General features: G+C 71.1%; 26 protein-coding genes. 14 read left to right on the forward strand and 12 right to left on the reverse strand.

Annotation, left to right across the window (positions count from 1 at the left end; genetic code table 11):
* Positions 1–63: 63 nt before the first annotated feature.
* Together ACWDA7_RS35530 and ACWDA7_RS35535 are read right to left on the reverse strand one after the other, a co-directional pair.
* Positions 64–1,293, reverse strand: a complete 1,230-nt coding sequence (locus ACWDA7_RS35530; RefSeq protein WP_450609877.1) for a lectin — start codon at positions 1,291–1,293, stop codon at positions 64–66.
* A 206-nt stretch (positions 1,294–1,499) separates the two neighbouring features.
* Positions 1,500–2,036, reverse strand: a complete 537-nt coding sequence (locus ACWDA7_RS35535; RefSeq protein ID WP_450609879.1) for a VanZ family protein — start codon at positions 2,034–2,036, stop codon at positions 1,500–1,502.
* A gap of 240 nt (positions 2,037–2,276) precedes the next feature.
* On the opposite strand from ACWDA7_RS35535, the gene ACWDA7_RS35540 reads away from it, so the two are divergent.
* Genes ACWDA7_RS35540 through ACWDA7_RS35565 form a run of 6 tightly spaced genes read left to right on the forward strand, consistent with a single transcriptional unit; the run spans position 2,277 to position 6,008 of the window.
* Positions 2,277–2,459, forward strand: coding sequence for a hypothetical protein (locus ACWDA7_RS35540; RefSeq protein ID WP_450609881.1), 183 nt, complete (start codon positions 2,277–2,279; stop codon positions 2,457–2,459).
* Positions 2,456–2,908, forward strand: a complete 453-nt coding sequence (locus ACWDA7_RS35545; RefSeq protein WP_450609883.1) for a monovalent cation/H+ antiporter complex subunit F — start codon at positions 2,456–2,458, stop codon at positions 2,906–2,908. The genes ACWDA7_RS35540 and ACWDA7_RS35545 overlap by 4 nt, the downstream gene beginning before the upstream one ends.
* Positions 2,901–3,164, forward strand: a complete 264-nt coding sequence (locus tag ACWDA7_RS35550; RefSeq protein WP_450609884.1) for a Na(+)/H(+) antiporter subunit B — start codon at positions 2,901–2,903, stop codon at positions 3,162–3,164. Before ACWDA7_RS35545 ends, ACWDA7_RS35550 begins: the two co-directional genes overlap by 8 nt.
* Positions 3,161–3,904 carry an MnhB domain-containing protein gene (locus ACWDA7_RS35555; protein ID WP_450609885.1) on the forward strand — a complete coding sequence of 248 codons (744 nt, stop codon included), beginning with the start codon at positions 3,161–3,163 and terminating at the stop codon, positions 3,902–3,904. The genes ACWDA7_RS35550 and ACWDA7_RS35555 overlap by 4 nt, the downstream gene beginning before the upstream one ends.
* A complete protein-coding gene (locus ACWDA7_RS35560) occupies positions 3,901–4,248 on the forward strand; it encodes a sodium:proton antiporter (protein ID WP_450609887.1) in 348 nt (115 codons plus the stop codon). The genes ACWDA7_RS35555 and ACWDA7_RS35560 overlap by 4 nt, the downstream gene beginning before the upstream one ends.
* Positions 4,248–6,008 carry a complex I subunit 5 family protein gene (locus tag ACWDA7_RS35565; RefSeq protein ID WP_450609889.1) on the forward strand — a complete coding sequence of 587 codons (1,761 nt, stop codon included), beginning with the start codon at positions 4,248–4,250 and terminating at the stop codon, positions 6,006–6,008. Before ACWDA7_RS35560 ends, ACWDA7_RS35565 begins: the two co-directional genes overlap by 1 nt.
* Before the next feature lie 15 nt (positions 6,009–6,023).
* On the opposite strand, the gene ACWDA7_RS35570 is transcribed toward ACWDA7_RS35565, so the two are convergent.
* Entirely contained in the window at positions 6,024–6,704 is a 681-nt protein-coding gene (locus ACWDA7_RS35570; RefSeq protein ID WP_450609915.1) for a DUF4230 domain-containing protein, read from the reverse strand.
* 911 nt (positions 6,705–7,615) lie between these two features.
* Here ACWDA7_RS35570 and ACWDA7_RS35575 point away from each other — a divergent pair.
* Positions 7,616–9,688 (forward strand): DUF1996 domain-containing protein, encoded by a 2,073-nt coding sequence (locus tag ACWDA7_RS35575; protein ID WP_450609890.1) that lies wholly within the window; start codon positions 7,616–7,618, stop codon positions 9,686–9,688.
* 106 nt (positions 9,689–9,794) lie between these two features.
* Here the strand turns inward: ACWDA7_RS35575 and ACWDA7_RS35580 are convergent, their stop codons facing one another.
* From ACWDA7_RS35580 to ACWDA7_RS35590, 3 genes are all read right to left on the reverse strand, one after another.
* Positions 9,795–10,181, reverse strand: coding sequence for an anti-sigma factor antagonist (locus tag ACWDA7_RS35580; protein WP_432924607.1), 387 nt, complete (start codon positions 10,179–10,181; stop codon positions 9,795–9,797).
* A 241-nt stretch (positions 10,182–10,422) separates the two neighbouring features.
* Entirely contained in the window at positions 10,423–10,986 is a 564-nt protein-coding gene (locus ACWDA7_RS35585; protein ID WP_450609893.1) for a TetR/AcrR family transcriptional regulator, read from the reverse strand.
* The gene (locus ACWDA7_RS35590) at positions 10,983–11,345 is read right to left on the reverse strand and encodes a DUF1304 domain-containing protein (RefSeq protein ID WP_450609917.1); all 363 of its coding nucleotides are present in this window, start codon (positions 11,343–11,345) and stop codon (positions 10,983–10,985) included. The genes ACWDA7_RS35585 and ACWDA7_RS35590 overlap by 4 nt, the downstream gene beginning before the upstream one ends.
* Positions 11,346–11,654: 309 nt before the next feature.
* On the opposite strand from ACWDA7_RS35590, the gene ACWDA7_RS35595 reads away from it, so the two are divergent.
* Positions 11,655–12,116, forward strand: a complete 462-nt coding sequence (locus tag ACWDA7_RS35595) for a pyridoxamine 5'-phosphate oxidase family protein (RefSeq protein ID WP_450609895.1) — start codon at positions 11,655–11,657, stop codon at positions 12,114–12,116.
* Positions 12,117–12,188: 72 nt separating this feature from the next.
* On the forward strand, positions 12,189–12,581 hold the full coding sequence (locus ACWDA7_RS35600; RefSeq protein WP_359409728.1) for a VOC family protein: 393 nt from the start codon (positions 12,189–12,191) through the stop codon (positions 12,579–12,581).
* 96 nt (positions 12,582–12,677) lie between these two features.
* On the opposite strand, the gene ACWDA7_RS35605 is transcribed toward ACWDA7_RS35600, so the two are convergent.
* Positions 12,678–12,995: a DUF4235 domain-containing protein gene (locus ACWDA7_RS35605; protein WP_450609897.1), complete on the reverse strand. Its 318-nt coding sequence runs from the start codon at positions 12,993–12,995 to the stop codon at positions 12,678–12,680.
* A gap of 59 nt (positions 12,996–13,054) precedes the next feature.
* A complete protein-coding gene (locus ACWDA7_RS35610; protein WP_450609899.1) occupies positions 13,055–14,065 on the reverse strand; it encodes a glutathione S-transferase family protein in 1,011 nt (336 codons plus the stop codon).
* Between the two features lie 101 nt (positions 14,066–14,166).
* Here ACWDA7_RS35610 and ACWDA7_RS35615 point away from each other — a divergent pair, with 101 nt between their 5' ends.
* A complete protein-coding gene (locus tag ACWDA7_RS35615) occupies positions 14,167–15,231 on the forward strand; it encodes a cation diffusion facilitator family transporter (protein WP_450609901.1) in 1,065 nt (354 codons plus the stop codon).
* Positions 15,232–15,381: 150 nt separating this feature from the next.
* On the opposite strand, the gene ACWDA7_RS35620 is transcribed toward ACWDA7_RS35615, so the two are convergent.
* Both ACWDA7_RS35620 and ACWDA7_RS35625 read right to left on the reverse strand, forming a co-directional pair.
* Entirely contained in the window at positions 15,382–16,836 is a 1,455-nt protein-coding gene (locus ACWDA7_RS35620; protein ID WP_450609903.1) for an MFS transporter, read from the reverse strand.
* Between the two features lie 38 nt (positions 16,837–16,874).
* Positions 16,875–17,303 carry a DUF3291 domain-containing protein gene (locus ACWDA7_RS35625; RefSeq protein ID WP_450609905.1) on the reverse strand — a complete coding sequence of 143 codons (429 nt, stop codon included), beginning with the start codon at positions 17,301–17,303 and terminating at the stop codon, positions 16,875–16,877.
* Positions 17,304–17,461: 158 nt separating this feature from the next.
* Between ACWDA7_RS35625 and ACWDA7_RS35630 the strand changes: the two genes are divergently transcribed.
* Positions 17,462–18,094, forward strand: a complete 633-nt coding sequence (locus ACWDA7_RS35630; RefSeq protein WP_450609907.1) for a MerR family transcriptional regulator — start codon at positions 17,462–17,464, stop codon at positions 18,092–18,094.
* A gap of 247 nt (positions 18,095–18,341) precedes the next feature.
* Positions 18,342–20,678 (forward strand): SpoIIE family protein phosphatase, encoded by a 2,337-nt coding sequence (locus ACWDA7_RS35635; protein WP_450609909.1) that lies wholly within the window; start codon positions 18,342–18,344, stop codon positions 20,676–20,678.
* Positions 20,679–20,741: 63 nt separating this feature from the next.
* On the opposite strand, the gene ACWDA7_RS35640 is transcribed toward ACWDA7_RS35635, so the two are convergent.
* Together ACWDA7_RS35640 and ACWDA7_RS35645 are read right to left on the reverse strand one after the other, a co-directional pair.
* Positions 20,742–21,188, reverse strand: coding sequence for a nitroreductase family deazaflavin-dependent oxidoreductase (locus ACWDA7_RS35640; RefSeq protein WP_450609911.1), 447 nt, complete (start codon positions 21,186–21,188; stop codon positions 20,742–20,744).
* Between the two features lie 208 nt (positions 21,189–21,396).
* Positions 21,397–22,020 (reverse strand): LysE/ArgO family amino acid transporter, encoded by a 624-nt coding sequence (locus ACWDA7_RS35645; protein WP_450609913.1) that lies wholly within the window; start codon positions 22,018–22,020, stop codon positions 21,397–21,399.
* 335 nt (positions 22,021–22,355) lie between these two features.
* Between ACWDA7_RS35645 and ACWDA7_RS35650 the strand changes: the two genes are divergently transcribed.
* Both ACWDA7_RS35650 and ACWDA7_RS35655 read left to right on the forward strand, forming a co-directional pair.
* On the forward strand, positions 22,356–23,564 hold the full coding sequence (locus ACWDA7_RS35650; protein WP_450609914.1) for a cytochrome P450: 1,209 nt from the start codon (positions 22,356–22,358) through the stop codon (positions 23,562–23,564).
* A 24-nt stretch (positions 23,565–23,588) separates the two neighbouring features.
* On the forward strand, positions 23,589–23,789 hold the full coding sequence (locus tag ACWDA7_RS35655) for a ferredoxin (RefSeq protein ID WP_359400943.1): 201 nt from the start codon (positions 23,589–23,591) through the stop codon (positions 23,787–23,789).
* Positions 23,790–24,099 lie beyond the last annotated feature (310 nt).

The following is a 24,099-nucleotide window of genomic DNA, read 5'->3' on the forward strand; positions in this document are numbered from 1 at the left end:
CGCGCGCCCCGGGTGGGGGGGGGGCCGACGGAGCGGTCGACGGCCGGCGGTGGTGGCGGTCGGTCAGCCGACCGTCCACTTCTGGTTGGCGCCACCGGAACACGACCAGATCTGGAGCCGCGTGCCGTTGGCGGAGTTGTTTTCCGTGACGTCCAGGCACTTGTTCGCCTGGGGGTTCACGATGTCGTGGGCGGCGGTCACCGTCCACTTCTGGTTCGGTCCGCCGGTGCAGTCCCACAACTGGACCTTGGAGCCGTCCGCGGTGCCGTTGTTCACGACGTCAAGGCACTTGCCGAGCGCCCGCAGGGTGCCGTCCGAGCCCACCGTCCACTTCTGGGCGGCGGTGCCGTTGCAGTCGTAGAGCTGGACCGCTGTGCCGTTGGCGGGATTCGCCCCCGCCACGTCCACGCACTTGCCCGCGAGCCCGGTGATGGCGCCACCAGTACCGCCGGAGCTGTTGCTGGTCGTCACCGACACCGAGTCCACCACGAGTTGCTGGGGGAACACGGTCGAGCCGTCGGGGTCGCCCGGCCAGTACCCGCCGACGGCGAGGTTGAGGATCAGGAAGAACGGCTTGTTGAACACCCAGGTCTTCCCGCCGAGATCGGCCGGGGTTCGCCGCTGGTAGACATTTCCGTCCACGGACCAGGTGATCGAGTCCGGAGCCCAGTCCACGGCGAAGGTGTGGAACGCGTCCGCGAAGGCCTGGCCGCCCGGCAGCGAGTACGGGGCGCCTATCCCGCCGGAGCCCGAGTAGCCGGGCCCGTGGATGGTGCCGTGGACGGTCGAGGGCTCGTAGCCGACGTTCTCCATGATGTCGATCTCGCCCGAGTCCGGCCAGTTGACCGGTGTCCCGAGCATCCAGAACGCGGGCCACATGCCCTGCCCGCGCGGGATCTTCATCCGGGCCTCGACGTGGCCGTACTGCGCGGTGAACTTCCCTGAGGTGTTCAGCCGGGCCGAGGTGTACTGGCAGGTGCCGTACCAGCACTGGTAGCCCGCCGGGTTCTCACGGCGGGCCGTGATCACCAGATGGCCCTGGCCGTCCAGCGCCGCGTTCTTGTTGCCCGACGTGTAGTACTGCCGCTCATGGTTGTTGACGTTGTCGCCGGTCTCGATCTGCCACTTGGAGGAGTCGACGGCGGACCCGGCGGGGCCGTCGAAGGTGTCGGAGAAGACGGTCGCGTCCGCCGCCTTCGGGGCCGCGTGGGCGGGGCCGGTGAAGGCCGAGGCGGCGAGCACCGCGGAGAATGCGGCGAGTAGACATCTGCGGAGCAGGCGCGGGGAGTGCATGACGCTCCCTTCCGTACGGCCGCCCGGACACGGGTGGGCCGACTGAGGTGGGGGGTGTGGGCACGGCCGGGAGCGCCGGCCGCGCCGCAGGGTTCCGTGGGGCGTTGATTCGCTTCTTGATTCAAGAGATGAAATAAGGGAGCGTCAAGGCCCTGGTACGGACCAATAGTTGAGCCCTTGCCGCGCGCGGAGCGCGGACCACCGCGTCACGTCCGACGGCGCTTGCGCGCATGCACCGCGCGTCCCAGGCGCCGCCCCAGGACCAGGTAACCGAGCAGTGCGCCCGTGGTGTTGAGGATGACGTCGTCGATGTCGAACGCGCGCCCGGTGACGACCGCACCCTGGACCAGCTCGACCATCAGCATGACGACCGCGGTGATGAGCCCGACGTGCACAAGGCGCCGGGTCCCGGGCGCGAGCACCGGCAGGAGGATACCGAACGGCACGCCGAGCAGGAGGTTGCCGCCGATCTGCTTGACGGCGTCCCGGGTCGCGGGCTGGTCCAGATAGATGCGCAGGGAGTCGCCCGGCCGCAGGTTGCTGTGGACGAGTGCCCGGGAGGCGGGCGACGGCTCCAGCGTCGTCCGGGCCAGTGCCGCGGCGAACGCCACCATCGCCGCGAAGGCCAGTGCCATGACCAGCAGCCGGAGGGGGAGCGGCAGCGGCCTGCGCTCCGGTGGGGCCGTCGTTGCCTTGCTGTGGCCGGACTTCCCGGTCCGCGCGCCCGACGCCGTGCGTGCCATCCCACTCTCCCGCCGTCAACTTCGCCGTCGGTAAGGGCGCTTACCCGCGATGCCGGTGCTGACGCTGCGGCCCGCGGGCCCCCGGAGCAGGTCGGCCAGATGTGCCGCCGCCGGTTTCCATTCCCACGCGCGGGGCACTACGGGCTGCAGCCGCTCGCGCGCCGTCACTTCGCGAGCCGGGTGCGGTGCTTGGATGACATACCGGACATTCCCCTGGGTGGCGGTGGACGGAGGTGGTGCATGAACGCGCGTACGACGCTCCGGGCGGGGCTCGAAGTCCTCGGCTGGTGGGCCGGTCTCACCGTGCTCTGGCTGGTTCTCATCAGCACCGTCGACACTCTGGAATGGATCGTCGGGGCGTCCTCTGCACTCGTCGCCGCCTTCGCCGCACGGGCCGCACGACGGGCGGTGGGCGCCTGGTGAACGGCTGGATCCTGACGGCCACCATCGTCCTCGCACTGGGCGTCGGCGCCACGGTGTGGGGCGTCGCCACCGGACCGCTGCGCCGCCGGGTCGTCGCGCAGAACCTGTCCAGCGCGGTCGCCTGCCCCGGACTGCTCCTGCTCGCCCAGGGCTTCGCCCGCCCGGCGTACGTGGACCTCGCTCTCCTCCTCGCGCTCCTCGGCCCGGTCGGCACCCTGGTCTTCGCCCGGTTGCTCGCCGACGACCTGGCCGAGGACCCCCCGCACGCCCAGGCCGTCACCCTCGCCGTCGCGGCTTACGGAGCGGTGGTCGTCCTGATCCTTTGCGCCGTCACCGGGCCGGGGAGGGCCATGGTCAAACTGCTGGTCGTCGGGGCGTTGCTGATCGGCGGCAATCTCGTCGCCTCGCGGGCCCTGTCGGGCGGATACGCCGGGAGTCGCCGTGGATGACCCGCTGATCGTCGTGGTCCTGCTGCTGGTCGCCGCCTCGGCGACCGCGGCCGTCGCCGTCCGCGACCCCGTCCGTCAGGCTCTCGTCCTGTCGGTGCTCGGTGTCGCCCTCGCCCTGCTGTTCACGGTGGCACAGGCACCGGACGTGGCCCTCTCCCAGCTCGCCGTGGGCTCCGCCCTGACCCCGCTTCTGCTGCTGCTGTCCGTGCGCAAGGTCAGGCGGAAGGAGAAGGGCGGGAAGGGGAAGGCGCGGTGACGCGGCGCGCGCGGCTCGTCCTCCTGGCCGTCGCCTCCGCCGGGCTGGCGGCCCTGCTCGTCGCCGCGTGCCTCGACCTGCCCGGCTTCGGCGGCACCTGGCACCCGTACGGCGAACGGGCCGTCCGCGCCTCCCTGTCCCGGCGTACGGCCAACACCATCGCCTCCGTCAACTTCGACCAGCGTGCCTTCGACACGCTCGGCGAGATGAGCATCCTCTTCGCCTCGGTCCTCGGCACGGTCGTCCTGCTCCGCCAGACCCGTGACGAGAAACGCGCGAAGCCCGAGCCCGAGGAGGTCGCGCTCCCGGTCCGCCGCTACGCGCTCGTCATCCTGCCCGTCGCCGTGGTCTGCGGCCTGTATGTGGTCGCCCACGGCCAGCTCAGCCCCGGCGGCGGCTTCCAGGGCGGAGTGGTCGTCGCGACCGCCCTGCACCTGCTCTACCTGGGCGCCGACTACCGTGCCCTGGAGCGCGTCCGGCCGCTCGGCCTGTACGAGGTCGGTGACGCGCTCGCCGCCTGCGGCTATCTGGTCACCGGGCTGGCCGGCCTGCTCGCGGGCACGGCCTTCCTCGCCAACACCCTGCTGCCGTACGGCACATTGAACACCCTCTCTTCCGGTGGCACCGTGCCGCTGCTGAACGCCGCCATCGGCATGGAAGTCGCCTGCGCGGTCGTCGTCCTGCTCGCGCGGTTCCTGGACCAGGCCGTCGAGATCGAGCAAGAGGACGCGAAACGATGATCGTACTGCCGTATATCGTGGCCGTCTGGATCTTTCTGACCGGTTGCCACGGCCTCGCGACCAGCCGCAATCTGATCCACGCGGTCGGCTGCCTCGCCGTCTGCCAGTCCGCCACCTATGTCCTTCTGCTGGCGGTCGGGTACCGCCACGGCGCCACCGCGCCCGTCTACTCCGACATCAAGCCGGGCTCACGGCCCGTCGTGGACCCGGTCGTGCAGGCCCTCACCCTGACCGACGTCGTGGTCGGCGCCACGGTCACCGCCCTGCTGCTCGCCCTCGTGATGCAGATCTCCAAACGCCACGGCACCGTCGACCCGGACGAACTGCGGGAGCTGCGCGGCTGATGAACCACCTGCTGCCGCTTCTCGTCGCCGTTCCGCTGCTCGGCGCCGCCCTGCTTGTCGTCTGCGGGCGCCGACTGCCGCGTGCCGTGGCCGAAAGTACCGCGTGCGCCGTCGCGGCCGGCACCGCAGGCCTGGCTGTCTGGCTGTGTCTCAACTCCTCGCCGCCGCTCGTCGAATGGGTCAGTGCCTGGACACCCGTGAACGGCGAGAGCGTCGGCATCGTCCTCGTCGGCAACGGCACCGGGCTCGGTATGGCCGCCCTCGCCGCCGTACTGACCCTGGCCGCCCTCGCCTACTCCTGGCACTACTTTGACGAACCGCCACGCCGGCACGCCGGTTCCTTCCCCGCCCTCATGCTGCTCTTCCTCGGCGGCATGTGCGGCTTCTCGATCACGGGCGACCTGTTCAACGCCTTCGTCTTCTTCGAGTTGATGGGAGCCTCCGCATACGCCCTGACCGGCCACCGGGTCGAGGAGGCCAAGGCCGTGCAGGGGGCGCTGACCTTCGGCGTGATCAACTCTCTGGGCGCGTACGCCATGCTCATGGGCATCGCGCTGCTCTACGCACGGACCGGCGAACTCGCCATGACCCAGATCGGACGGGGACTCGACGCCCACGGCGGGCCCGACGCGCTGACCCTCGCCGCCTTCGTCCTCGTCCTGACCGGACTGCTGGTCAAGGCCGCCGCCGTGCCGTTCCACTTCTGGCTGCCCGACGCGCACGCCGTCGCACCCACCCCGGTATGCATGCTGCTGTCGGGTGTGATGGTCGAAATGGGCGTGTACGGGGTCTGGCGCGTGTACGGCACCGTCTTCTCCGGACCCGGCGGGATCCCGGCGGCCGACCTGGAGCGGGCCCTGTTCGTGCTCGGCATCCTGACCGGCGTGGTGGGCGCCCTCATGTGCTGGTACCAACGGCATGTGAAGCGGCTGCTCGCCTGCTCGACGGTCGCCCACATGGGACTGTTCCTCGTCGGCATCGGGACTCTCTCGCCCGAGGCGGACGACGGGGTCGCCCTGTACCTCCTCGGCCATGCGGGCGTGAAGGCCGCCCTGTTCGCCTGTACCGGTGTCCTGCTCGACCGGTTCGGCTCGGTGGACGAGCACGCGCTGCACGGCCGCGCCCGCCGGCTGCGCGGGGTCGCGGCGATGTACGTGATCGGCGGACTGGCACTCGCCGGTCTGCCGCCGTTCGGCACCTCCCTCGGCAAGGCGGCCGTCGAGGAGGCGGTGGGCGCGCCGCTGACCGTGTTCTACGTGGCGGTGTCCGCGGTGACGGGGGGCGCGGTGCTGCGGGTCGCCGCGCGTGTCTTCTTCGGGCTCGGGCCACGACCACGGGGCGCGGAGCCCTACGAGACCACGGGGACCGGCGAGGAGCCCGAGACCCCGCAGCGGCTGAGCCGGATCCCGGACACCATGACCACCGTGCCCGCCCTGCTGCTCGCCGCGGCGCTCGCCGTCGGGGTGACCCCGGGCCTCGCCACGTCCGTGGCGCACTCCGTCAACGAGGCGGGCTCCGGCGGGGCGTTCGCCTCGCCCCACTGGAGCCTGCCCGGCATCCTGCTGGGACTGACCTCCACCGCTCTGGCCGCCGGGCTGGCCGCGCTCGCCGTCACCCGCCCCCAACTCCTGGCAGAACGGAGGTGGACGCTGCCGCTGCGTCACCTGCAGTCCGGGCACATCGGGGACTATGTGGCGTGGGTGCTGGCGGGCGCGGCCCTGCTCGGGGCGCTGGCTCTGCCCGGGGTCCTGTCCGGTTGAGCGCGCGGCCGCCGCTCAGGTGCCGTACGACACCTTCACCTCCTCAAAGCCGAGCGACTTCAGCAGTCCGTCGAGCATGCTGGTGGTGTTCGCCTCGGCGCGGGTCGTGAGCTCGCTCTCCCTGGCCGCCTCGCCGATGTGCTGGACCGCCAGTTTCTGCACGGCACGTTCGCTGTTGGGGTTGTCCGAGAAGAGGTCGCCGATACGGTCCAGGAGGCCCCGCTGTTTGGAGACGGCGTACGAGCGGTCGGGGTCGAGGGTGGGTTTGCCCAGCGCCGCGTGGGGGAGCCGGAGCGTGGCGGACGTACGGTCGTCGTTGACGGTCACGTCCTGTTGGCTCACCTTGCCGAGGTCGACGTAGGCGTCCACGGTGCCCGCGCCCACGTACAGGGTGCGGGTGCCGCGGATCGCCGACGGCAGGAACCTGGAGTCCTTCTCCAGGTCCACGACCACCTGGAAGTTGCCGGAGGCGGCCTCGTAGCGGCTCATGTCCTGGATGGACTGCAGGAGCACGGGCCCCGACCGGTCGTGCGTGTCCGTGCCGAACAGGTCGCGCAGTCCCGGCAGCACGCTCAGCCGCAGCCCGGCGAACAGCAGCGCGAGCACCGCGACGAGAGCGATGACCGCCTTGGCCCAGCCGGGCATCGGCCGCTTCACGGGCGTCTCTTCGGGCGCCTGCTTCGTGGACGTCGTCATGTCGACAGTCCTCCTTTTCTCAAGTGCGCTGCGGTAGCCGCCGGGCGCCCGCCCCTTTCCCTTCTCCCCGATCGGAAGGGACGGGCGGTGCGCGATCGTCCGCACGCCCGCCTGAAGGCTGTGGATATGCGCGAGTTGGGCACGCCGCGCATGCGCCCACTGATCGTGCGTGGCCTTGGTGATGCTCCCCGCCCAGCGCGACGAACACTCCCCTGTCAGGGCCCGCTTACGCTCGGCCCACGAATCCGAGGAGTGCTCCAAGCCGTCGGCGCACCGGTGTTTGAGGTCTCTTGAGGCCAGCGAGCCAAGATGCGCGCCCACCAGGAGCAACACCTCCTGGTCGTCGGCGCTCAACTGGCCCAGGCGGGTGCGGATCGCCACGCCCGACGGGCCGACGGCCACGAAGGGAGCAGCGATCGTGCGCAACGACTCACCACGCATCGATGTACTCCCTCCAACACGCTTGATCGGCAACAGGAAGAACGGTACGGGCGGGCACTGACATCAGTGCCCGCCATACGAGGTGAGTGCGCTACAACACCACGAACCAGTACATGCTCCGGCACAGCCACGCGCGCTCCTACACATCCGAAAACGAATGGTTCCCAACCCCGAGTGCCCGCCATATCCCTTGCGGGAACGCAGCGTTGGCCGATTGAGCGCTCCGACCGAGCGCGGGCGGCGGTCCGGCGTCAGGCGCGCGGGGCGCGCCAGGAGACCCCGATGCCTGGGCGCGGAAGGGCCGTCAAGATTTTCGAGCGGCCGGCGCCGCCCATGAACAGGGCTGATGGGCTCACGTGCCTATGAGGCGGCTGTGAATTGGTGATGCGTTTGAACACGGCCGCGACGGTCCGCGTACAGGGAGGGGGATTCTTCATTCCCGGCCCGGCCTGACGTGTAGGAGTACTCCCGTGAGACGCAATTCGCGCAGACGCCCAACAGGCGCACGGCGCACGACCTTTGCAGCGGTCGCGCTGATGCTGGGCGGAGGGGGACTGGTAGCGGCGAATGTCTACGCCTCGGCGAGCGAGGTCTGGGGTGGGGCGTCGAACCAGAGCGGCGGCGAGCAGGTGAAGTCGGGCACCGTCACCATCGACTGCCCGGACGTCGGCGAGAAGCTGACGGATGTGCCGAGCGACGCGAAGCCGAAGGTCGACACCGAACTGGCGACCCTCGACAAGCAGATCACCGACGCCTACGCCCGGCTGGCCTCGACGCGCCAGGCGCAGACCGATGACCCCGGCTACGTGCAGAACGCGATCCTCGGCCCGCTCAAGGACAATCGCGCCGCGGTGATCGACCGGATCAAGGGCGAGTACCAGCAGGCCGGCGCCAGTGCCCCGGACGCGATCGGTGACATGGCGGCCTGTACCGGGATGCCCGCCGACCAGGCGCAGCCCCCCGCCGCTGGCCAGGGCGAAGGCGGACAGCCGAGTGCCGCCGGCCAGCAGCCGAGCAACAACGGCGGCCAGAACAACGGCCAGCAGCAGGGCAACGGCGGTCAGGCAGCCGGCCCCGTCGCCTCGGACTTCGTGGACATCACCACCGTCCAGCCGAACGTCCAGAAGCCCGCGCCGCGGTCCGGGGCCTCCACCGGTGAGTTCGTCACCAAGTGCGGCGTGAACGCCAACGGCAACCACAACACCGACAACGTGATCGTGGCGCCCGGCGTGAAGAACGGCGCGCACCATCTGCACGACTACGTCGGCAACCAGTCGAACGACGCCTTCGCCACCAACGACACGTTCGCGGCGGCCCAGACCAGCTGCGAGAACCAGCAGGACAAGTCGTCGTACTACTGGCCGGTGGTGCGTGTGCAGGACGGCACGCAGGACTTCGACCAGAACAACGACGGCGGTGGCAAGGAAGGCAACGTCGGCAAGATCCTGGTCGCCAAGGAGGCCGACATCAAGTTCGTCGGCAGCCCGACGAGCGACGTCGTCGCCATGCCGCGGTTCCTGCGGATCATCACGGGTGACGCCAAGGCCTTCACCAACGGCCCGGGGAACGCCAACGCGCACTGGAGCTGCACCGGTTTCGAGGACAAGGTGCAGCTGACGGACAAGTACGCGATCTGTCCTCAGGGCAGCCAGGTGGTACGGTCGTTCGCCTTCCAGAGCTGCTGGGACGGCCAGAACATCGACAGCGCCAACCACCGCACGCACGTGGCCTTCGCCGACGCGGGCGGCAACTGCCAGAACGGCTTCAGAGCGATCCCGCAGCTGACGATGCGTCTGGTGTACGACGTTCCGCAGCCGACCATCGAGAACGGCCAGGTCAAGAACGCCTACGCGGTGGACGGGTTCCCGGAGCAGCTGCACAAGCCGATCACGGACCACGACGACTTCATCAACGTCATGACCGACGACCTGATGAACCAGGTGGTCGACTGCATCAACACCGGCCGCCAGTGCGGCGGGGGAGGCGATCAGCCGCCGGCCACGCAGACCCCGACCTCCGAACCCTCCTCGGGAGGCGACGCGAGCAACGCCCCCGGCTCCGGTGGCGGCGACCAGACAAGTGAGCCCCCGGCCGGGACCCCGGGCAACGGCGAGACCAGCGCGCCGGGCAACGGGGACACCGGTGCGCCCGCCGCCGGCGGGGCGGGCGGAGGCTCGCACCACCATGGCGGGGGTCCCACCCCGAAGGTCTACTCGACCCCCAAGGCCGCCAAGAGCGACACGCCCGCCGTGCCGCGGAGCGCCTCGAAGGACAACTCCGGGCAGGGAGCGGGCTCGGAGCAGCCCTCGTCCGCGGGCGACAACGCCCCGTCGACCGCGGCGCCGGCCGAATCGCAGGAGCCGTCCGGCTCCCAGACACCGGCCGGTGGCGCGGCGCCGTCCGCTCCGGTGCAGACCGAACCGCAGGCGGTCACGGGCGGACTGGCCGAGACCGGCGCGCATCTGTGGCCGGCCGCTGCCGGTGGTGTGCTCGTGATCCTGGGCTTCCTGCTTCTGCGCCGTATCGGACGCCGTTCCATGTGACGTCCTCGAAGCGCACGCGCTCGAGCGGGGGCGGCAGGACCCGGATGGACGGGTTCCGCCGCCTTTGCTCGTACGGCCCGGACCTCGGCGCGGTCGCGTCGCCTGATCAGTTGGCCTCCAGGGACCCGGCGGCCTCCGACTGGGTGAGCGCCTCTTCCACGGACGACGACGGCGGCAGCAGTTGCGCCAGGCCGGTGACCCGCAGGATGCGCAGCGTCAGGGGTTGGGTGCAGACCAGGTGGAGCGTGCCGCCCTGCGCGAGCACGCGGCGCCGGGCCCGGTACAGCAGGCGAAGCCCGGAGCAGTCGAAGAACTCCACCGGCCGCAGGTCGATCACGATGCGCGGCGTCGGACGGCCGGTCGCGGAGTCCAGGAACGGCGTGATCTCGAACGCGGCGAGGACATCGATCTCCCCGTGGAACTCGAGCACCAGGTGACCCCGGTTCCGGTGGATACGCAGATGCCGGTTGAGTGGTGCGCGGTCGTGCTGCACGTCGACATCGCCTCCAACCGACTCCTCGGCCCACCGTGAAGGTACCCTCGATGGACTGAATTTGAGCATGTTCGGTTGACATATGTCTTCGAATTGCCGACGCGTCATCCTGTGAATTGCGTGGGCGGACTACGTCGGCGCCTGCCCCGCGTTGGACAGCGTCAGACCCAACTGATCTTTCGCGAAAGGCATTTGGCGCGTCACCGCAGGTCGGTGCGGTCGGCCCGCTGACGACGACGGATCACCTGCTGCGGTGCAGGGCCACCAGCAACTGCCATGACTGATCGGCGATCTGATCCGGCGTGGCCGTGATGAGGCCGTGCAGCCAGTCCGCCAGCACGCCCGCGAAAGCGGCGGCGACGGCGGACGCCACCAAGGGCGCGTCGGCGGCTCCCGCCCGTTCGCGCTCGGCGAGGCTGCGGGCGCGCAGATCCCGGTGCAGGACCCCGCCGAGCGGCCCGCCGCCCCCGGGCGAGAGCAGGGAGCGATAGAGGGCGGCGTGTGGGACGAGCACCGTGAAGAAGGTCCGCAGCGCCGAAGGCGCGTGCACCGGGTCGGGGCGGCCGTGCCAGGCGTGCAGCGCGTCCACCGCCTCCCTGACGACATCGGCGCAGGCGTCGACGGCCAGCGCCTCCAGGTCCGCGTAGTGCACGTAGAACGTGGCGCGTCCGACCTCGGCCCGGCGCACCACCGCGGCCACCCCGACCTTCTCCAACGGACGCTCGGCGCACTCCTTCAGGAGCGCCTCCCGCAGTCGCGCACGGGTGCGGGCCGCCCTCGGGTCCTCGGCCGGCACTGTGGTCACCTCGCGACGAGCACGGCGGCCAGGGCAAGGGCGCCGGGCAGAGCTTGGGCGAACAGGATCCGCCGGTTGGCGGTGGCGGCCCCGAACACGCCCACTATCACTACGCACACCAGGAAGAAGACCCGCACCCGGAACCCGGTCGGATCACCGGCGATCAGGCCCCAGGCCAGACCGGCCGCCAGAAAACCGTTGTACAGGCCTTGGTTGGCGGCCAACGGCGCCGTGGCGCGGGCCATGTCCGGCCCGAAGCCGTGCAGCCCCCGCCCGGGCTTCTTCTCCCACAGGAACATCTCCATCACCAGGATGTATGCGTGAAGGGCGGCCACCAGCCCGACCAGCACGTTCGCCAGGATTCCCATGGTCATCAGCCCCCACCGCTCGCTCGCCGATCTCCTGGACAGGTGTCCAGGAGAGACACGTGAAGACTGTAGTTGGACATGTGTCCCGGAAGTGCGGGTCTCGGGGGTGCCGTGCGTCACGCGGAGACCGGGGGAGCGCCAGGCCGGAGCAGGGGGAAGGCGTCGCAGCGGCAACCGGCCCTGAACCCCCGCTGGCGGACCAGGAGTTCACGCGGCACGCTGGCCAAGATCGCCCGTTCGCAGATGTGTCACATGAGCCGGTTCCCGTACGTCATATTCGTAGCACCGACTTGAGGAGGCCCGTCCGAGATGAACCCGCCCGCCCGCACCGCGAAGCAGCGCAAGCACGACACCCTTCACCGGCTGGAGCACGACGTCGACGCCTGGATCGCCACCGCCGACGCCGCCGGGGGAATCCCGTATCTCGTTCCGCTCTCCTACCTCTGGGACGGCCGCAGCCTGCTCTTCGCCACCCCGGCCGCGAGTCCCACGGGGCGCAATCTGCGGGAGACGGGCACGGTGCGTCTGGGGATCGGTCCGACCCGGGACGTCATCATGATCGAGGGCGGCGTCGAGGCGCTGGAGGCGGCGGAACTGGCACCGGGAGCCGGCGACGCCTTCGCGGCGAAGACCGGCTTCGACCCGCGGGAACTCACCACCGAGTACCTCTACTTCAGGATCACCCCCCGCCGCGTCCAGGCCTGGCGCGAGGCCAACGAGCTGTCCGGACGCGACCTGATGCGCGAGGGCGAGTGGCTCGTGGCCGACTGAATCGGGGGCACGGGGTTATCCGGGAACATATGGGGGCGGGGCACCGCCCGCCCTGGATCCCACGGAGGAGACATGGCACTGGTGGTGGCGGGCGTCGTGGTGCTGGACTGCGCCGAGCCCGAGAAACTCGCCGTGTTCTACAAGGAACTGCTCGACGCCGAGGAGACCGACGCCACCGCGAACCGGGTGGACATCAGGACCGCCGACGGCATGCGGATGGCGTTCCGCCGGGACGTCAACGCGACCCCGCCGAGCTGGCCCCGCCCCGAGAACTCCCTTCAGGCCCACCTCGACTTCCTGGTGGAGGACCTCGACGAGGCCGAGCGCAAAGTGGTCAGCCTGGGCGGCCGCCCGCTGGAGGCCAAGGACGCGGCGGGGCCGTTCGAGGAACGCGGTTGCGCGGACCCCGCCGGTCACTCCTTCACCCTGCGACTGACCCCGGCACGGGCGCCGAAGCAGGGCTAGACCGGGCTCGGAGCGCGGTGGGCGACGTGCGGAGGCGGCCCCGTACAACGAGTACGGGGCCGCCGCCGTGGGGCCGGGCCAGGCCCAGCGGTGGCGTCAGTCCCGGCCACCGTTGCCCGCGGCCGGCCACACGCCCGTCTGCCGCTCGATCGCCTTCGCCCCCGCCCGGTCCGCCACGCTGCGGGCGACCGCGAAGAGGGCGCCCTGGATCGCCGCGGCGAGCAGCACCTCACCCCAGCCGCGGTCCCTGTCCAGCGCGTCGGGGGCGTCGTCCTCGTGGCGTATCGCCTTCCAGGTCTTGCGGAAGGCGATCCCCGCCAGCGCGCCACTCACCCAGCCGAGGGCGAATCCGACGGGCCGGTAGACGAGCGGAAGCTTCCCTTTCCCCTTCTTGTCCTTCGAGCCCTTGGCCACGTAGTTCTCCTCTGCTGTCGGTGATCCTCGGTCTGTGGTCCCTGCTGCCGCCGGTGCCCTCAGGGCCGTCCGGCGAGCGGAACCTCCTCGTCGGCCCGTACTGGTCCCGCCGGGGTCCCGTCCCCGAACGGGCGGCCGCCCAACTGCTCCCGGCCGTGCGGTGCGAGCCAGCCGGCGAGGTCGGGCCCGAGCGGCACGATGCCGGTCGGGTTGATGCCCGAGTGGACCAGGTAGTAGTGCCGCTTGATGTGGTCGAAGTCGACGGTGTCCCCGAAACCGGGCGTTTGATAGAGATCCCGTGTGTACGCCCAAAGCACCGAGTCCTCCGATAGTTTCCGGCGGTTGCACTTGAAGTGGCCGTGATAGACGGCGTCGAAACGTACGAGTGTGGTGAACAGCCGGATGTCCGCCTCGGTGATGGTGTCGCCGACCAGGTAGCGCCGGTCGGCCAGCCGCTCGGAGAGCCACTCGAGCCGGTCGAACACAGCGGTGTACGCCTCCGCGTACTCCTTCTGGTTCGTGGCGAAACCCGCGCGGTACACCCCGTTGTTGAGATCTTCGTACACGCCCCGCATCACGTCGTCGATCTCGTCGCGCAGCGCCTCCGGGTAGAGGTCGGGCGCCCCGTCCCGGTGGAACCGTGTCCATTCGGTGGCCAGGTCGAGGGTGATCTGCTGGAAGTCATTGGTGACCAGTCGCTTGGTGGGCACGTCCACGATCGCGGGCACGCTGACGCCGCCGGGATAGCCGGATTCCCGGGCGTCGTAGGCCTCGCCGAGGAAACGGATGCCGAGGACCGGATCGCGGCCGCCGGGATCGAGCGTGAAGCGCCAACTGCGGTCGTCCTGGATCGGATCGGCGATGGCCAGGGAGAGCGCGTCCTCCAGGCCGAGCAGGCGCCGCGAGATCACCGCCCGGCTCGCCCAGGGGCAGGCCCGGCTGATCACCAGACGGTACCGCCCGGCCGCCACCGGCCAGCCGTCGCGCCCGTCCGCGGTGATGCGGTCGGCGAAGTGGCTCCTGGACCGCTTGAACGCCTTCGTCCCGTACGCGCGGTTGCCGACGACCATATGACCCCTCCTCACGCGGGCTTGCACCCCCACGCAGGCCGGGTTCCCCGTTTTCCGTCCGCACACCGTGTGAGGCAGCCCGAAGAGGGCAGTCGGGCGACGTGAGCGGCACATCATCGAACGCGGAGCGAGACACGGCGACAGCGGGGCGCGAGCCTTCGGGCGGCGGTTCACCGGAGCCCGGGCGGCCACGGCACGAGGGGTCCTCGGACCGCAGGACGCGTATCACGGTGCTGGTCGCGCTGGCCGCGAATCTGCTGATCGCCGTGGCCAAGGCCGTCGGCGGCGTGCTCGCAGGCTCTCCCGCCTTGCTGTCCGAGGCGGCGCACTCCGTCGCGGACAGTCTGAACGAGATCTTCCTGCTGGCCGCGCTGCGTCGCAGCCGCCGCCCGGCGGACCGGCGTCATCCCTTCGGCTACGGGAAGGAGCGGTTCTTCTGGTCGCTCCTCGCGGCTGTCGGCATCTTCGTGATGGGCGGCTGCTTCTCCTTCTTCCAGGGATTCGAGGCACTGCAGGGCGGCGCCAAGGAGTCCCATGAGGGGTATGTGGCCGGACTCGTGGTGCTGGGGGTGGCGCTGGTGTTCGAGGGTGTGTCCCTGTTGCGCGCACTGCACCAGGTGCACCGGCAGAGCGGTACGGCCCGGCAGGGACTGCGGGACCCGGCGCTGCGCACGGTCGTCGCGGAGGACAGCACGGCGGTGCTCGGTGTGGCGCTCGCGATCGCCGGGATGGTCCTCCACATGGTCACCGGGAACGTGGTGTGGGAGGCGTCCGCCTCACTCGCGATCGGCGCACTCCTTGTGTATGTGGCCTTCCGCCTCGGCCGTGACGCTCGCGAGCAGTTGATCGGCCAGGCCGCGGACCCGGAGCTGAGCGACCGGATGTATGCGCTGCTGGAGGAGCAGGAGGAGATCGACAGCGTGGAGGAACTGCTCACCATGCAGCTGGGCCTGGACTCGATTCTGCTGGCCGCCCGAGTCGATCTGGTCCCCGGACTGGACAGCGAGGAAGTCGAGGACGTCGCGGTGCGCATCAAGCTCTCCATCATGCGCACCGTCCCGGAAGCCGACCAGATCTTCCTCGACATCACGGACGCCCCGACCCGTGCGGCCCGGCGTAAGAAGAGTGGCGGCCCCGCCGCGACGGGGGAACGCGGCGGGGCCTGACGGGCGGCTGCCCGGCTGCGCACGGACCATGCGCACGAGTTTCGGGGAATCTGGGAGCCGGGTCACGTGGAGCCGCCCGGGGAGCGAGCCGGGCAGCGGGACGTGCGCGGCGGCTCCCGGGCGCGACGTCCGCGACGTGGCCCGCCCCGTCTAGTCGCCGGTCGATTCCAGGGGGCGCGGCCGGCGCGGAATGGCCAGTGCGCACAGGGCGCCCGCGAGGACCACGCACACGCCCACCCACACCGCGGGATGCAGGCCGTCCACGAACTCCCGCGGTGACGCGGTGCTTCCGTGGCCCACGAACACCGTGCTGAGCACCGCGATGCCGAGGGCGCCGCCCACCTCGCGGACCGTCGTGTTGGCGCCGGACGCCTTGCCCGCGTGCTGACCGTTGACCGAGGCGAGGACGACCGAGGCGGTGGGCGCGAAGACCAGGCCCATGCCGACGCCCGCCACGATCATCGGGCCGACCATCGAGGAGTAGGCGGTGGTGGTGTCCGCGACCAGGTTGATCCAGCCAAGACCGACGCCCTGGAGGAACAGGCCGAGCGCCATCAGCCGGCCGCCGCCGACCTTGTCGGTCAGCAGACCGGCGACGGGTGCGACGAACATCGGCATGAGCGTCCAGGGGAGCGTGCGCACCCCGGCCTCCAGCGGTGTGCGCGGCGGCACGATCTGCAGGAACTGGGCGAGCAGGAACAGGGAGCCGAAGACGCCGAAGTACATGGCGGCGGAGACGACGTTGGTCAGGGTGAACGCCCGCACCCGGTAGAAGGACAGCGGCAGCATCGGCTGCGGAACCCGGGCCTCCCAGGCGACGAACAGGGCGAGCAGCACCGCGCCGGCGGCGAATGCGCCGAGCACCTGCGCCGAGGTCCAGCCGTCCGTCTCTCCGTGCACGATGCCCCACACCACCGCGCACAGCCCGGCGGCGGCCAGGAGCATGCCGGCGAGGTCGAGGCGGATGCCCGGCAGAGAACTCTCACGTAGGGCCAGCAGCGCGAGCGGTATCGCGAGGGCACCGACCGGCACGTTGATCCAGAAGATCCACCGCCAGTCGAGGCCGTCGACCACGGCGCCGCCGACCACCGGCCCCATGGCGACGGCGAGCCCGCTGATCCCGGACCACAGGCCCAGGGCAAGACCGCGCAGCCGCTCGGGCACGGCATGGGAGAGCAGGGTCAGGGACAGCGGCATGACGGCCGCGGCACCGAAGCCCTGGATCACCCGGAAGGTGATCAACTGCCCGCTGCTGTCCGCCAGACCGCAGCCGGCGGAGGCGAGGGTGAACAGCACGATGCCGAAGGTGAAGACGCGGCGGCGGCCGAACCGGTCACCGAGCGCGGCGCCCGTCATGAGCAGACAGGCGAAGCTGAGCACGTACGCGTTGACGAACCACTGAAGCTGCTCGGTGGACGCCTTCAGGTCCACCGCCAGGGTGTGCAGTGCCGTCGAGACGACCAGATTGTCGAGCGCGACCATGAACATGGGCACGCTGCACGCGACGATGGCGAGCCACAGCGGCACCGCCCGGCCCGCGGGCGAGGGCGCGAGGGGACCGGCCGCCGGGCCCGTCGCGAGCGTGTTCGGTTCGGACAGAGTCATGTCAGGGATCTCCTGGAAGAGGTTCCGGTGCACTCGGGTCAGTCGGTCGTGTTCTCGGCAGCGGGCTGTGCGTCCGCCCGCTCCTGCTCGGCCAGCCGGCGTCGTGCCTCCGCCCAGTCGAGGGGCAGGTCCGCGGCCGGGATCTGCCAGAAGGTGAAGACGGAGCGGCTCATGGTGGACCTCAGTCCACTCATGACCGACCGGTGAGGTTCGGTCCTGGCGTACCTGTAGAGGGCCTCCTTGTCCTCCCAGGCCGACAGGGTCCAGAACGTGCGCTTGAGGGGCTCGGCGATCAGCGAGGCGCCGTACGCGCCGGGCGCGCTGCGGACCTGCTTCCACGTGGCGAGAGACCGCAGGAAGAACCGAGGTACGTCGGAAAACGAACGGACTTCGAGGCGGGAGGCCATCACCAGGGCCTCGGCGTCCGGGGCGGGAGCGTTGACGGTGGTCCAGGGCAGTGTGGGCACGGCACGGCCTTCTTCCGGGCAGGGAGGGGAAACCGCGGTGCGCGCGGCGGGCAAAGAGGCGCAGCGCTGGCAGGGTCAGTTCGGAGACACCCTTTGGATACCTCCACTATCCATGTTAGACAGTGGAGGTATCCAATGACCAGAGCGGAGCCGTTCCGATGCGCATGTCCGACCTCAGCCGCAGCAGTGGCGTCTCCGTCACGACGATCAAGTACTACCTCCGCGAGGGCCTGCTGCCGCCGGGGCGCCAGCTCTCGGCGACCCAGGCCGAGTACGACGAGAACCACCTGCGCAGGCTGCGTCTGATCCGTGCGCTCACCGGCGTCCGGGGCCTGTCCGTGAGCGCCACCCGCCAGGTCCTGGGCGCCCTGGAGGAGCACTCCGGCGACATCCACCGCCTGCTGGGCCTGTCCCTCGGCTCGATCAGGCTGACCGGGGAGCAGGCCGACGACGGCCCCGGGGGCACCGCGGAGCAGGACGAGGTCGACGCGCTGATCGACGAACTGGGATGGAACGTGCACAAGGCGGCGCCGGCCAGGGCCGCCCTCGCCGAGACCCTGACCTCGTTGAGGAACCTCGGCGCCCCGCTGGACCGGCGCGCCCTGGTGCCGTACGCACGGCTGGCGGAGCGGACCGCCGTCCTCGACATCGATCAGCTCGACGGCATCGAGGACTCCTTGGAGGTCGTCGAGCGTGCGCTGCTGCTGACGGTTCTCCTGGAGCCCGCGCTGCTGGCACTGCGGCGCCTGGCCCAGGAGAACGAGTCGGCTCGCCGCCACGCCAAGGGCTGAACCCGTCGACTGCACCTGGAGCGGGTCGGGCCGGATCGCCCGGGACCCCGCGGTCGGTAGCGGAGCCGTTCTTCTGTGACGCCTCCCTCTCCCGGTGGCCCTTCCGTCGCGCGTGAGCCGGGTCCGCCGGGGCGGCGCGCCGCCCGTCCCGGCCCGTACGCACGGCCCCGAACGGGCATCCCGGGGCGCCGCTGTCGCCGCGGCCGCCGGGTTGAGGCAACGCATCGCAGGGATCATTCTGGACGACATGGAGCAAGTCGCCGCTGCGGCGATCGTCGACGCCCGAGGCACGGTGACGGGATGGAGCGAGGGTGCTCGGCAGCTGACGGGATACAGGGCCGAGGAGGTCGTGGGGCGCGCTGCGCAGGACCTGCTCGCCGAGGGTGTGCCGCCTTCGGCGCCGACCGTTGTGACCGGCACCGTGGTGGTGCGCCATCGTGACGGTCACCCTCTGCCGCTGTGCCTGACCGCCCACCCCGTGATCGGTCCCGACGGCTCCCCCCAGGGCTTCGTGGTCACCACCGCGCCCAGCACGGGGGACGCGGACCTGGTGGCCAGGGCCTTCCAGCAGGCGCCGATCGCGATGTCCGTGTTCGACACGGAACAGCGTTACCTGCGGGCCAACGACATGGCCGGTGGGCTCCTGGGGTTCGACGCGGACAGCCTCACCGGGCGGTACTTCCCCTACAGCGCGGACGATTACGACGTGAACGAGCGACGCTTCGACTGCTGTCTGCGCCAGGTCGCCGAGACCGGGCATCCCGTGCACTACGAGAGCCACAAGCGCTCCGCGTCCGAGGCTCGTGAGCACGCCTGGATGGTCTACGTGTGGCCGGTGCACACCGCTCCCGACCAGGTGGCCGCCGTCGCCATGGCCGCCGTGGACAGCAGCGAGCAGTACTCGGCCCGCCGGCGCCTGGTCCTGCTGAACGAGGCCGCGACCGCCATCGGCACCACGCTCGACGTGCGTCGCACGGCCGAGGAACTGCTCGAGGTGGTGGTCCCCAGGTTCGCCGACTTCGCCAGCGTGGATCTGCTCGACTGGGTCCTCGACAAGGACGAACCGCCAAGGGACCACCGCGCCGAGATCGTGTTGCGCCGGATCGCCCACCGGTCGGTCACCGAAGGCATACCCGAAGCCGCCGTCGTGCTCGGCGGAACCGACAGCTACGGGCCCTACTCCCCGCCCCTACGGGCACTGCGGGAGTCCCGGGCCGTGCTGCGCAGGGCCGGTGAACCCGACTTCGACCACTGGGTGCAGGAGCGCAACTCCCGGCCCATGGGCGACCCCGCGTCCCGAAGGGGCGCCCACTCCCTGGTGACGGTGCCGCTGAGGGCCCGCGGCACCACCCTGGGCGTGGCGGTGTTCGTGCGCATCCACAACCCGGACCCGTACGCGGCCGACGACGCCGTCCTCGCCGAGGACCTGGCGAGCCGGGCGGCCGTGAGCGTCGACAACGCCCGTCGCTTCGCACGCGAGCGCGGGACCGCACTGGCCCTGCAGCACAGCCTGCTGCCGCGCGGGCTGTCCGAGCAGGCCGCACTCGACGTGGCCCACCGCTACCTGCCGTCCGGCTCGCAGGCCGGAATCGGGGGCGACTGGTTCGACGTGATTCCGCTGTCCGGCGGGAGGGTCGGCCTGGTCGTCGGCGACGTGGTCGGGCACGGCATCCGCTCCTCGGCCACCATGGGCCGGCTGCGCACCGCCGTGCGCACCCTGGCCGACGTCGACCTGCCGCCCGACGAGCTCCTCACCCATCTCGACGACCTGGTCGCGCACCTGGCGGCGGCGGAGGGCGGCGACGAGGTCGGTGAAATGGGCGCGACCTGCCTGTACGCGGTCTACGATCCCATCTCGCGCCGCCTCGCCCTGGCCGCCGCGGGCCACCCGCCGCCGGCCGTACGGGAGCCCGACGGCGGTGCCCGGCTGGTCACGATGTCCGCGGGACCGCCGCTGGGTGTCGGTGGCCTGCCCTTCGAGGAGACGCAGCTGGAGCTGCCGGAGGGCTCGCTGATCGCCCTGTACACGAACGGGTTGATCGAGGGCAGCGACCGCGACCTGGACGACGGCGCGGTCGAGCTGTGCCGGGCACTGGAGACTTCCAGCGACACCCTCGACGACCTGTGCGACAAGGTCGTGAAGTCGGTGCTGCCGGACGAGCCGGGCGACGACGTGGCCCTGCTCCTCGCCCGTACCCGCGCCCTCGGTGCGGACCAGGTGGCCACCTGGGACGTCCCGCCGGACCCGGCCGAGGTCGCCACCACCCGGCAGTACGCCATCGAACAGCTGGCCGAGTGGGGCCTGGCTGAGGTCACGTTCGTCACCGAGCTGGTCGTGAGCGAACTGGTGACCAACGCGATCCGCTACGGCGGGCCGCCCATCCAGCTGCGGCTGATCCGCGACGGCTCGCTGATCTGCGAGGTGTCCGACGGCAGTTCCACCTCACCGCATCTGCGTCGCGCGCACGCCTTCGACGAGGGCGGCCGCGGACTGCTGCTGGTGGCCCAGCTCACCCAGCGCTGGGGCAGCCGGCAGACCGGCGAGGGGAAGACGATCTGGGCCGAGCAGTCGCTGCCCGCCTGAGGCCGGGCCCGCGAACGCGGCGGCCGCACGGCGGCAGCCGTGCGGCCCCCGGATCCGGCGCGCTCAGTTCCCGGTCGGCTCCAGCACGAAGACGGGGATCTCACGGTCGGTCTTCTTCTGGTAGTCGGCATACGGCGGGAACGCCGCGACCGCCCGCTCCCACCACTGCGCCTTCTCCTCGCCCGTGACCTCACGGGCCGTCATCTCCTGGCGCCGGGGCCCGTCCTGGAGCTCCACGGTGGGGTGCTGCGTGACGTTGAAATACCAGACGGGGTGCTTGGGCGCGCCCCCGAGCGAGGCCACGGCGGCGTACCGGCCGTCGTGCTCGACGCGCATCAGCGGAGTCTTGCGGATCTTCCCGCTCCTGGAGCCGAGGGTGGTGAGGATGATCACCGGCAGGCCCGTGTCGCGGAGCGTCGTCCCCTCCGTGCCACCGGAGCTCTCGTACAACTCGACCTGCTCGCGCACCCAGTGCGTAGGGCTCGGTTCGTACTCGCCCTCAAGAGCCATGGTTTCCGTCCCATCGTCGCTACGACTGCTGTCACGTCCGTGGTCACCGTCGCCGCGGACCGGCCCCGGGACCCACGTTCCAAGATTCAACACCGGCCGCCCGTCATTTCATCCGTGGCACGGGTCCGCGACACGACCGCGCCGGTCGTCCGGAACGGTCCCCGGCCAGGAATCGCCAGCGTGGTGGGGCTGCTTTCCGTCAGTCCGGTCACACCAGCATCCGCACCGCCAGCGTCGCCATCACCGCGCTGGAGACGAACGCCGTGACCAGCCGGCCGCGCCGACCGGTCAGCGTGCGGCCCAGCAGTGCGCCGCCTCCGGCCAGCGTCAGCTGCCAGCTCGCGGACGCGGCGAACGCGGCGAGCACGAACAGGCCCTGCTCCAGCGGCCGGACCGGGCCCTCGGCGCGGCTGCCGAGGACCAGCGCGGCGAAGTAGACGACGGTGGTCGGGTTGAGCAGGGTGATGCCGAGCAGCCCGAGATACGCCCGCCTCGGCGTGGGCGGCACCGCGCGGCCGGCGGTGGCGGTCCCCGCGGAGCGGTACTGATCCAGGGCGGCGACGGCACCGCGCACCGCGAGGGCGGCCAGGACCAGGGCCGACGCCCAGCGCAGCGGGGCCATGACGGGCTGGAGCAGGGCGGCCAGTGCGGTTCCGCCGACGGCCGCCACCAGGGCGTAGAGGCCGTCCGCCGTGGCGACGCCGAGTGCGGCGCACGCGCCGGTGCGCAGGGATGTACGGGCCGTGAGGGAGACCAGATAGGCCGCGACGGCTCCGACGGGTACGGCGATGCCGTAGCCGGCGACGAGCCCCGCGACGAGCGCGCCGGTCACGACCGGCGAAGCCCGAGCCTCCCCGGACGGCAGGGCTGCTGTCGGCCCGGCACCCGACGGGCGGTGGCGGACATCAGCGGCAGCAGGGCTTCGAGCGTAGGCATGCGCAGATCCTGCGGGAAGGCGGATGCCCGGGCAAACGAATTACGATGGGCTGGTGCCGGCGCGCGCGACGCGTCCGGGCTGTCGCCGCAGGCGAGACGCCGCGCGGCCGACGACATCCTTCGGCCATATACGGCATCCGGCGCATCTGGCCGAACTTCAGGTGGCCGTGTAGATGCCTCGGGCATCTAATGAAGATCGGCAACAGCGAATCTTCGCGTGCGAGGTCATTCATGACGAAACCCGCTATAACCGTGCCGGAACCCGTCGCGTTCCCCCAGGACCGTACCTGCCCCTACCACCCGCCGACCGCCTACGACCGGTTGCGCGAGAAGCGCCCGCTGACCCGGGTCACGCTCTACGACGGCCGCGACGTCTGGGTGGTCACAGGGCACTCCACCGCCCGTGACCTGCTGGCCGACCCGCGCCTGTCCTCCGACCGGACCCGCGCCGCCTTCCCGGTGACCAACGCGCGGTTCGCCGCGGCCCGGGACCGCCGGGTGGCGCTGCTCGGCAAGGACGACCCCGAGCACCGTGTCCAGCGCCGCATGCTGGTCTCCAGCTTCACCCTGAAACGGGCCACCGCCTTGCGCCCGCGCATCGAGGAGACGGTCGGCCGGCTGCTGTCGGCCATGGAGGCCGCGGGCCCGCCGGCCGAACTGGTCAGAGCCTTCGCGCTGCCCTTGCCCTCCATGGTGATCTGCTCGTTGCTCGGCGTCCCCTACGCCGACCACGACTTCTTCGAGGAGCAGTCCCGCCGGCTGCTGCGCGGACCGTCCGCTGAGGATACCCAGGACGCCCGCGACCGGCTGGACGCCTATCTCGGGGAGCTGATCGACCACAAGCGCGAGGAGCCGGGGGACGGGCTGCTCGACGAGCTGATCCAGGAGCAGCTGCGCGAGGGTGCGCTGGACCGGGCCGATCTGGTCTCCCTGGCCACGATCCTGCTGGTCGCGGGGCACGAGACGACGGCCAACATGATCTCCCTCGGTACGTTCACCCTGCTGCGTCACCCGGAACAGCTGTCCCAGCTGCGCGCCGACCCGGAACTGATCTCCGCCGCCGTGGAGGAACTGCTGCGCTTCCTGTCCATCGCCGACGGGCTGCTGCGGGTGGCCACCGAGGACATCGAGATCGACGGGACGACCATCCGGGCCGAGGAGGGCGTCCTGTTCTCCACATCCGTCATCAACCGGGACTCCACCGCCTTCCCCGAACCCGACACCCTGGACTGGCACCGCCCGGCCCGTCACCACGTCGCCTTCGGGTTCGGCATCCACCAGTGCCTCGGCCAGAACCTGGCCCGGGCCGAGCTGGAGATCGCCCTCAGCGCCCTCTTCGAGCGGCTGCCCGGTCTGCGCCTCGCCGCCCCGCCGGAGGAGATCCCGTTCAAACCGGGCGACACGATCCAGGGGATGCTGGAACTCCCGGTGACCTGGTAGGAGGCTGCGACCATGACCGGCGACATCTCCATCTCCATCGACAGGGACGTCTGCATCGGGGCGGGCCAGTGCGCCCTCACCGCGCCCGGCGTCTTCACCCAGGACGACGACGGCTACAGCGAACTGCTGCCCGGCAAGGCGGACGGCGGCGGCGACCCGCTGGTGCGGGAGGCCGCGCGCGCCTGTCCGGTGGGTGCCATCACCGTCTCCGAGGAAGGCGGTTGAGCACGTCCACGGCGCGTTGACGCGGCGGCGGCACGCGTATCGGGCCGGCGAGGCACCCCCGTGGCCGTCGGGCGCGAGCAGACACCTTCTCGCGCCGCCCCCGGTAGAGCCGCCGGCCGCGTGTCCGCCGGCCCGCTGGTGCGGGAGGCGGCGCGCGCCTGTCCGGTGGGTGCCATCACCGTCTCCGAGGAAGGCGGTTGAGCACGTCCACGGCACGTTGACGCGGCGGCGGCACGCGTATCGGGCCGGCGAGGCACCCCCGTGGCCGTCGGGCGCGAGCAGACACCTTCTCGCGCCGCCCCCGGTAGAG

This window comes from Streptomyces sp. NPDC001156, assembly GCF_053598275.1.

Excerpts from the sequence above, each read along its gene's own strand:
- ACWDA7_RS35635 (WP_450609909.1), top strand. The coding sequence starts at position 18,342 with ATGGAGCAAGTCGCCGCTGCGGCGATCGTCGACGCCCGAGGCACGGTG.
- ACWDA7_RS35640 (WP_450609911.1), bottom strand. The coding sequence starts at position 21,188 with ATGGCTCTTGAGGGCGAGTACGAACCGAGCCCTACGCACTGGGTGCGC.
- ACWDA7_RS35560 (WP_450609887.1), top strand. The coding sequence starts at position 3,901 with ATGATCGTACTGCCGTATATCGTGGCCGTCTGGATCTTTCTGACCGGT.
- ACWDA7_RS35620 (WP_450609903.1), bottom strand. The coding sequence starts at position 16,836 with ATGACTCTGTCCGAACCGAACACGCTCGCGACGGGCCCGGCGGCCGGT.
- ACWDA7_RS35600 (WP_359409728.1), top strand. The coding sequence starts at position 12,189 with ATGGCACTGGTGGTGGCGGGCGTCGTGGTGCTGGACTGCGCCGAGCCC.
- ACWDA7_RS35540 (WP_450609881.1), top strand. The coding sequence starts at position 2,277 with ATGAACGCGCGTACGACGCTCCGGGCGGGGCTCGAAGTCCTCGGCTGG.
- ACWDA7_RS35595 (WP_450609895.1), top strand. The coding sequence starts at position 11,655 with ATGAACCCGCCCGCCCGCACCGCGAAGCAGCGCAAGCACGACACCCTT.
- ACWDA7_RS35535 (WP_450609879.1), bottom strand. The coding sequence starts at position 2,036 with ATGGCACGCACGGCGTCGGGCGCGCGGACCGGGAAGTCCGGCCACAGC.
- ACWDA7_RS35570 (WP_450609915.1), bottom strand. The coding sequence starts at position 6,704 with ATGACGACGTCCACGAAGCAGGCGCCCGAAGAGACGCCCGTGAAGCGG.
- ACWDA7_RS35630 (WP_450609907.1), top strand. The coding sequence starts at position 17,462 with ATGCGCATGTCCGACCTCAGCCGCAGCAGTGGCGTCTCCGTCACGACG.
- ACWDA7_RS35610 (WP_450609899.1), bottom strand. The coding sequence starts at position 14,065 with ATGGTCGTCGGCAACCGCGCGTACGGGACGAAGGCGTTCAAGCGGTCC.
- ACWDA7_RS35565 (WP_450609889.1), top strand. The coding sequence starts at position 4,248 with ATGAACCACCTGCTGCCGCTTCTCGTCGCCGTTCCGCTGCTCGGCGCC.
- ACWDA7_RS35650 (WP_450609914.1), top strand. The coding sequence starts at position 22,356 with ATGACGAAACCCGCTATAACCGTGCCGGAACCCGTCGCGTTCCCCCAG.
- ACWDA7_RS35530 (WP_450609877.1), bottom strand. The coding sequence starts at position 1,293 with ATGCACTCCCCGCGCCTGCTCCGCAGATGTCTACTCGCCGCATTCTCC.
- ACWDA7_RS35590 (WP_450609917.1), bottom strand. The coding sequence starts at position 11,345 with ATGGGAATCCTGGCGAACGTGCTGGTCGGGCTGGTGGCCGCCCTTCAC.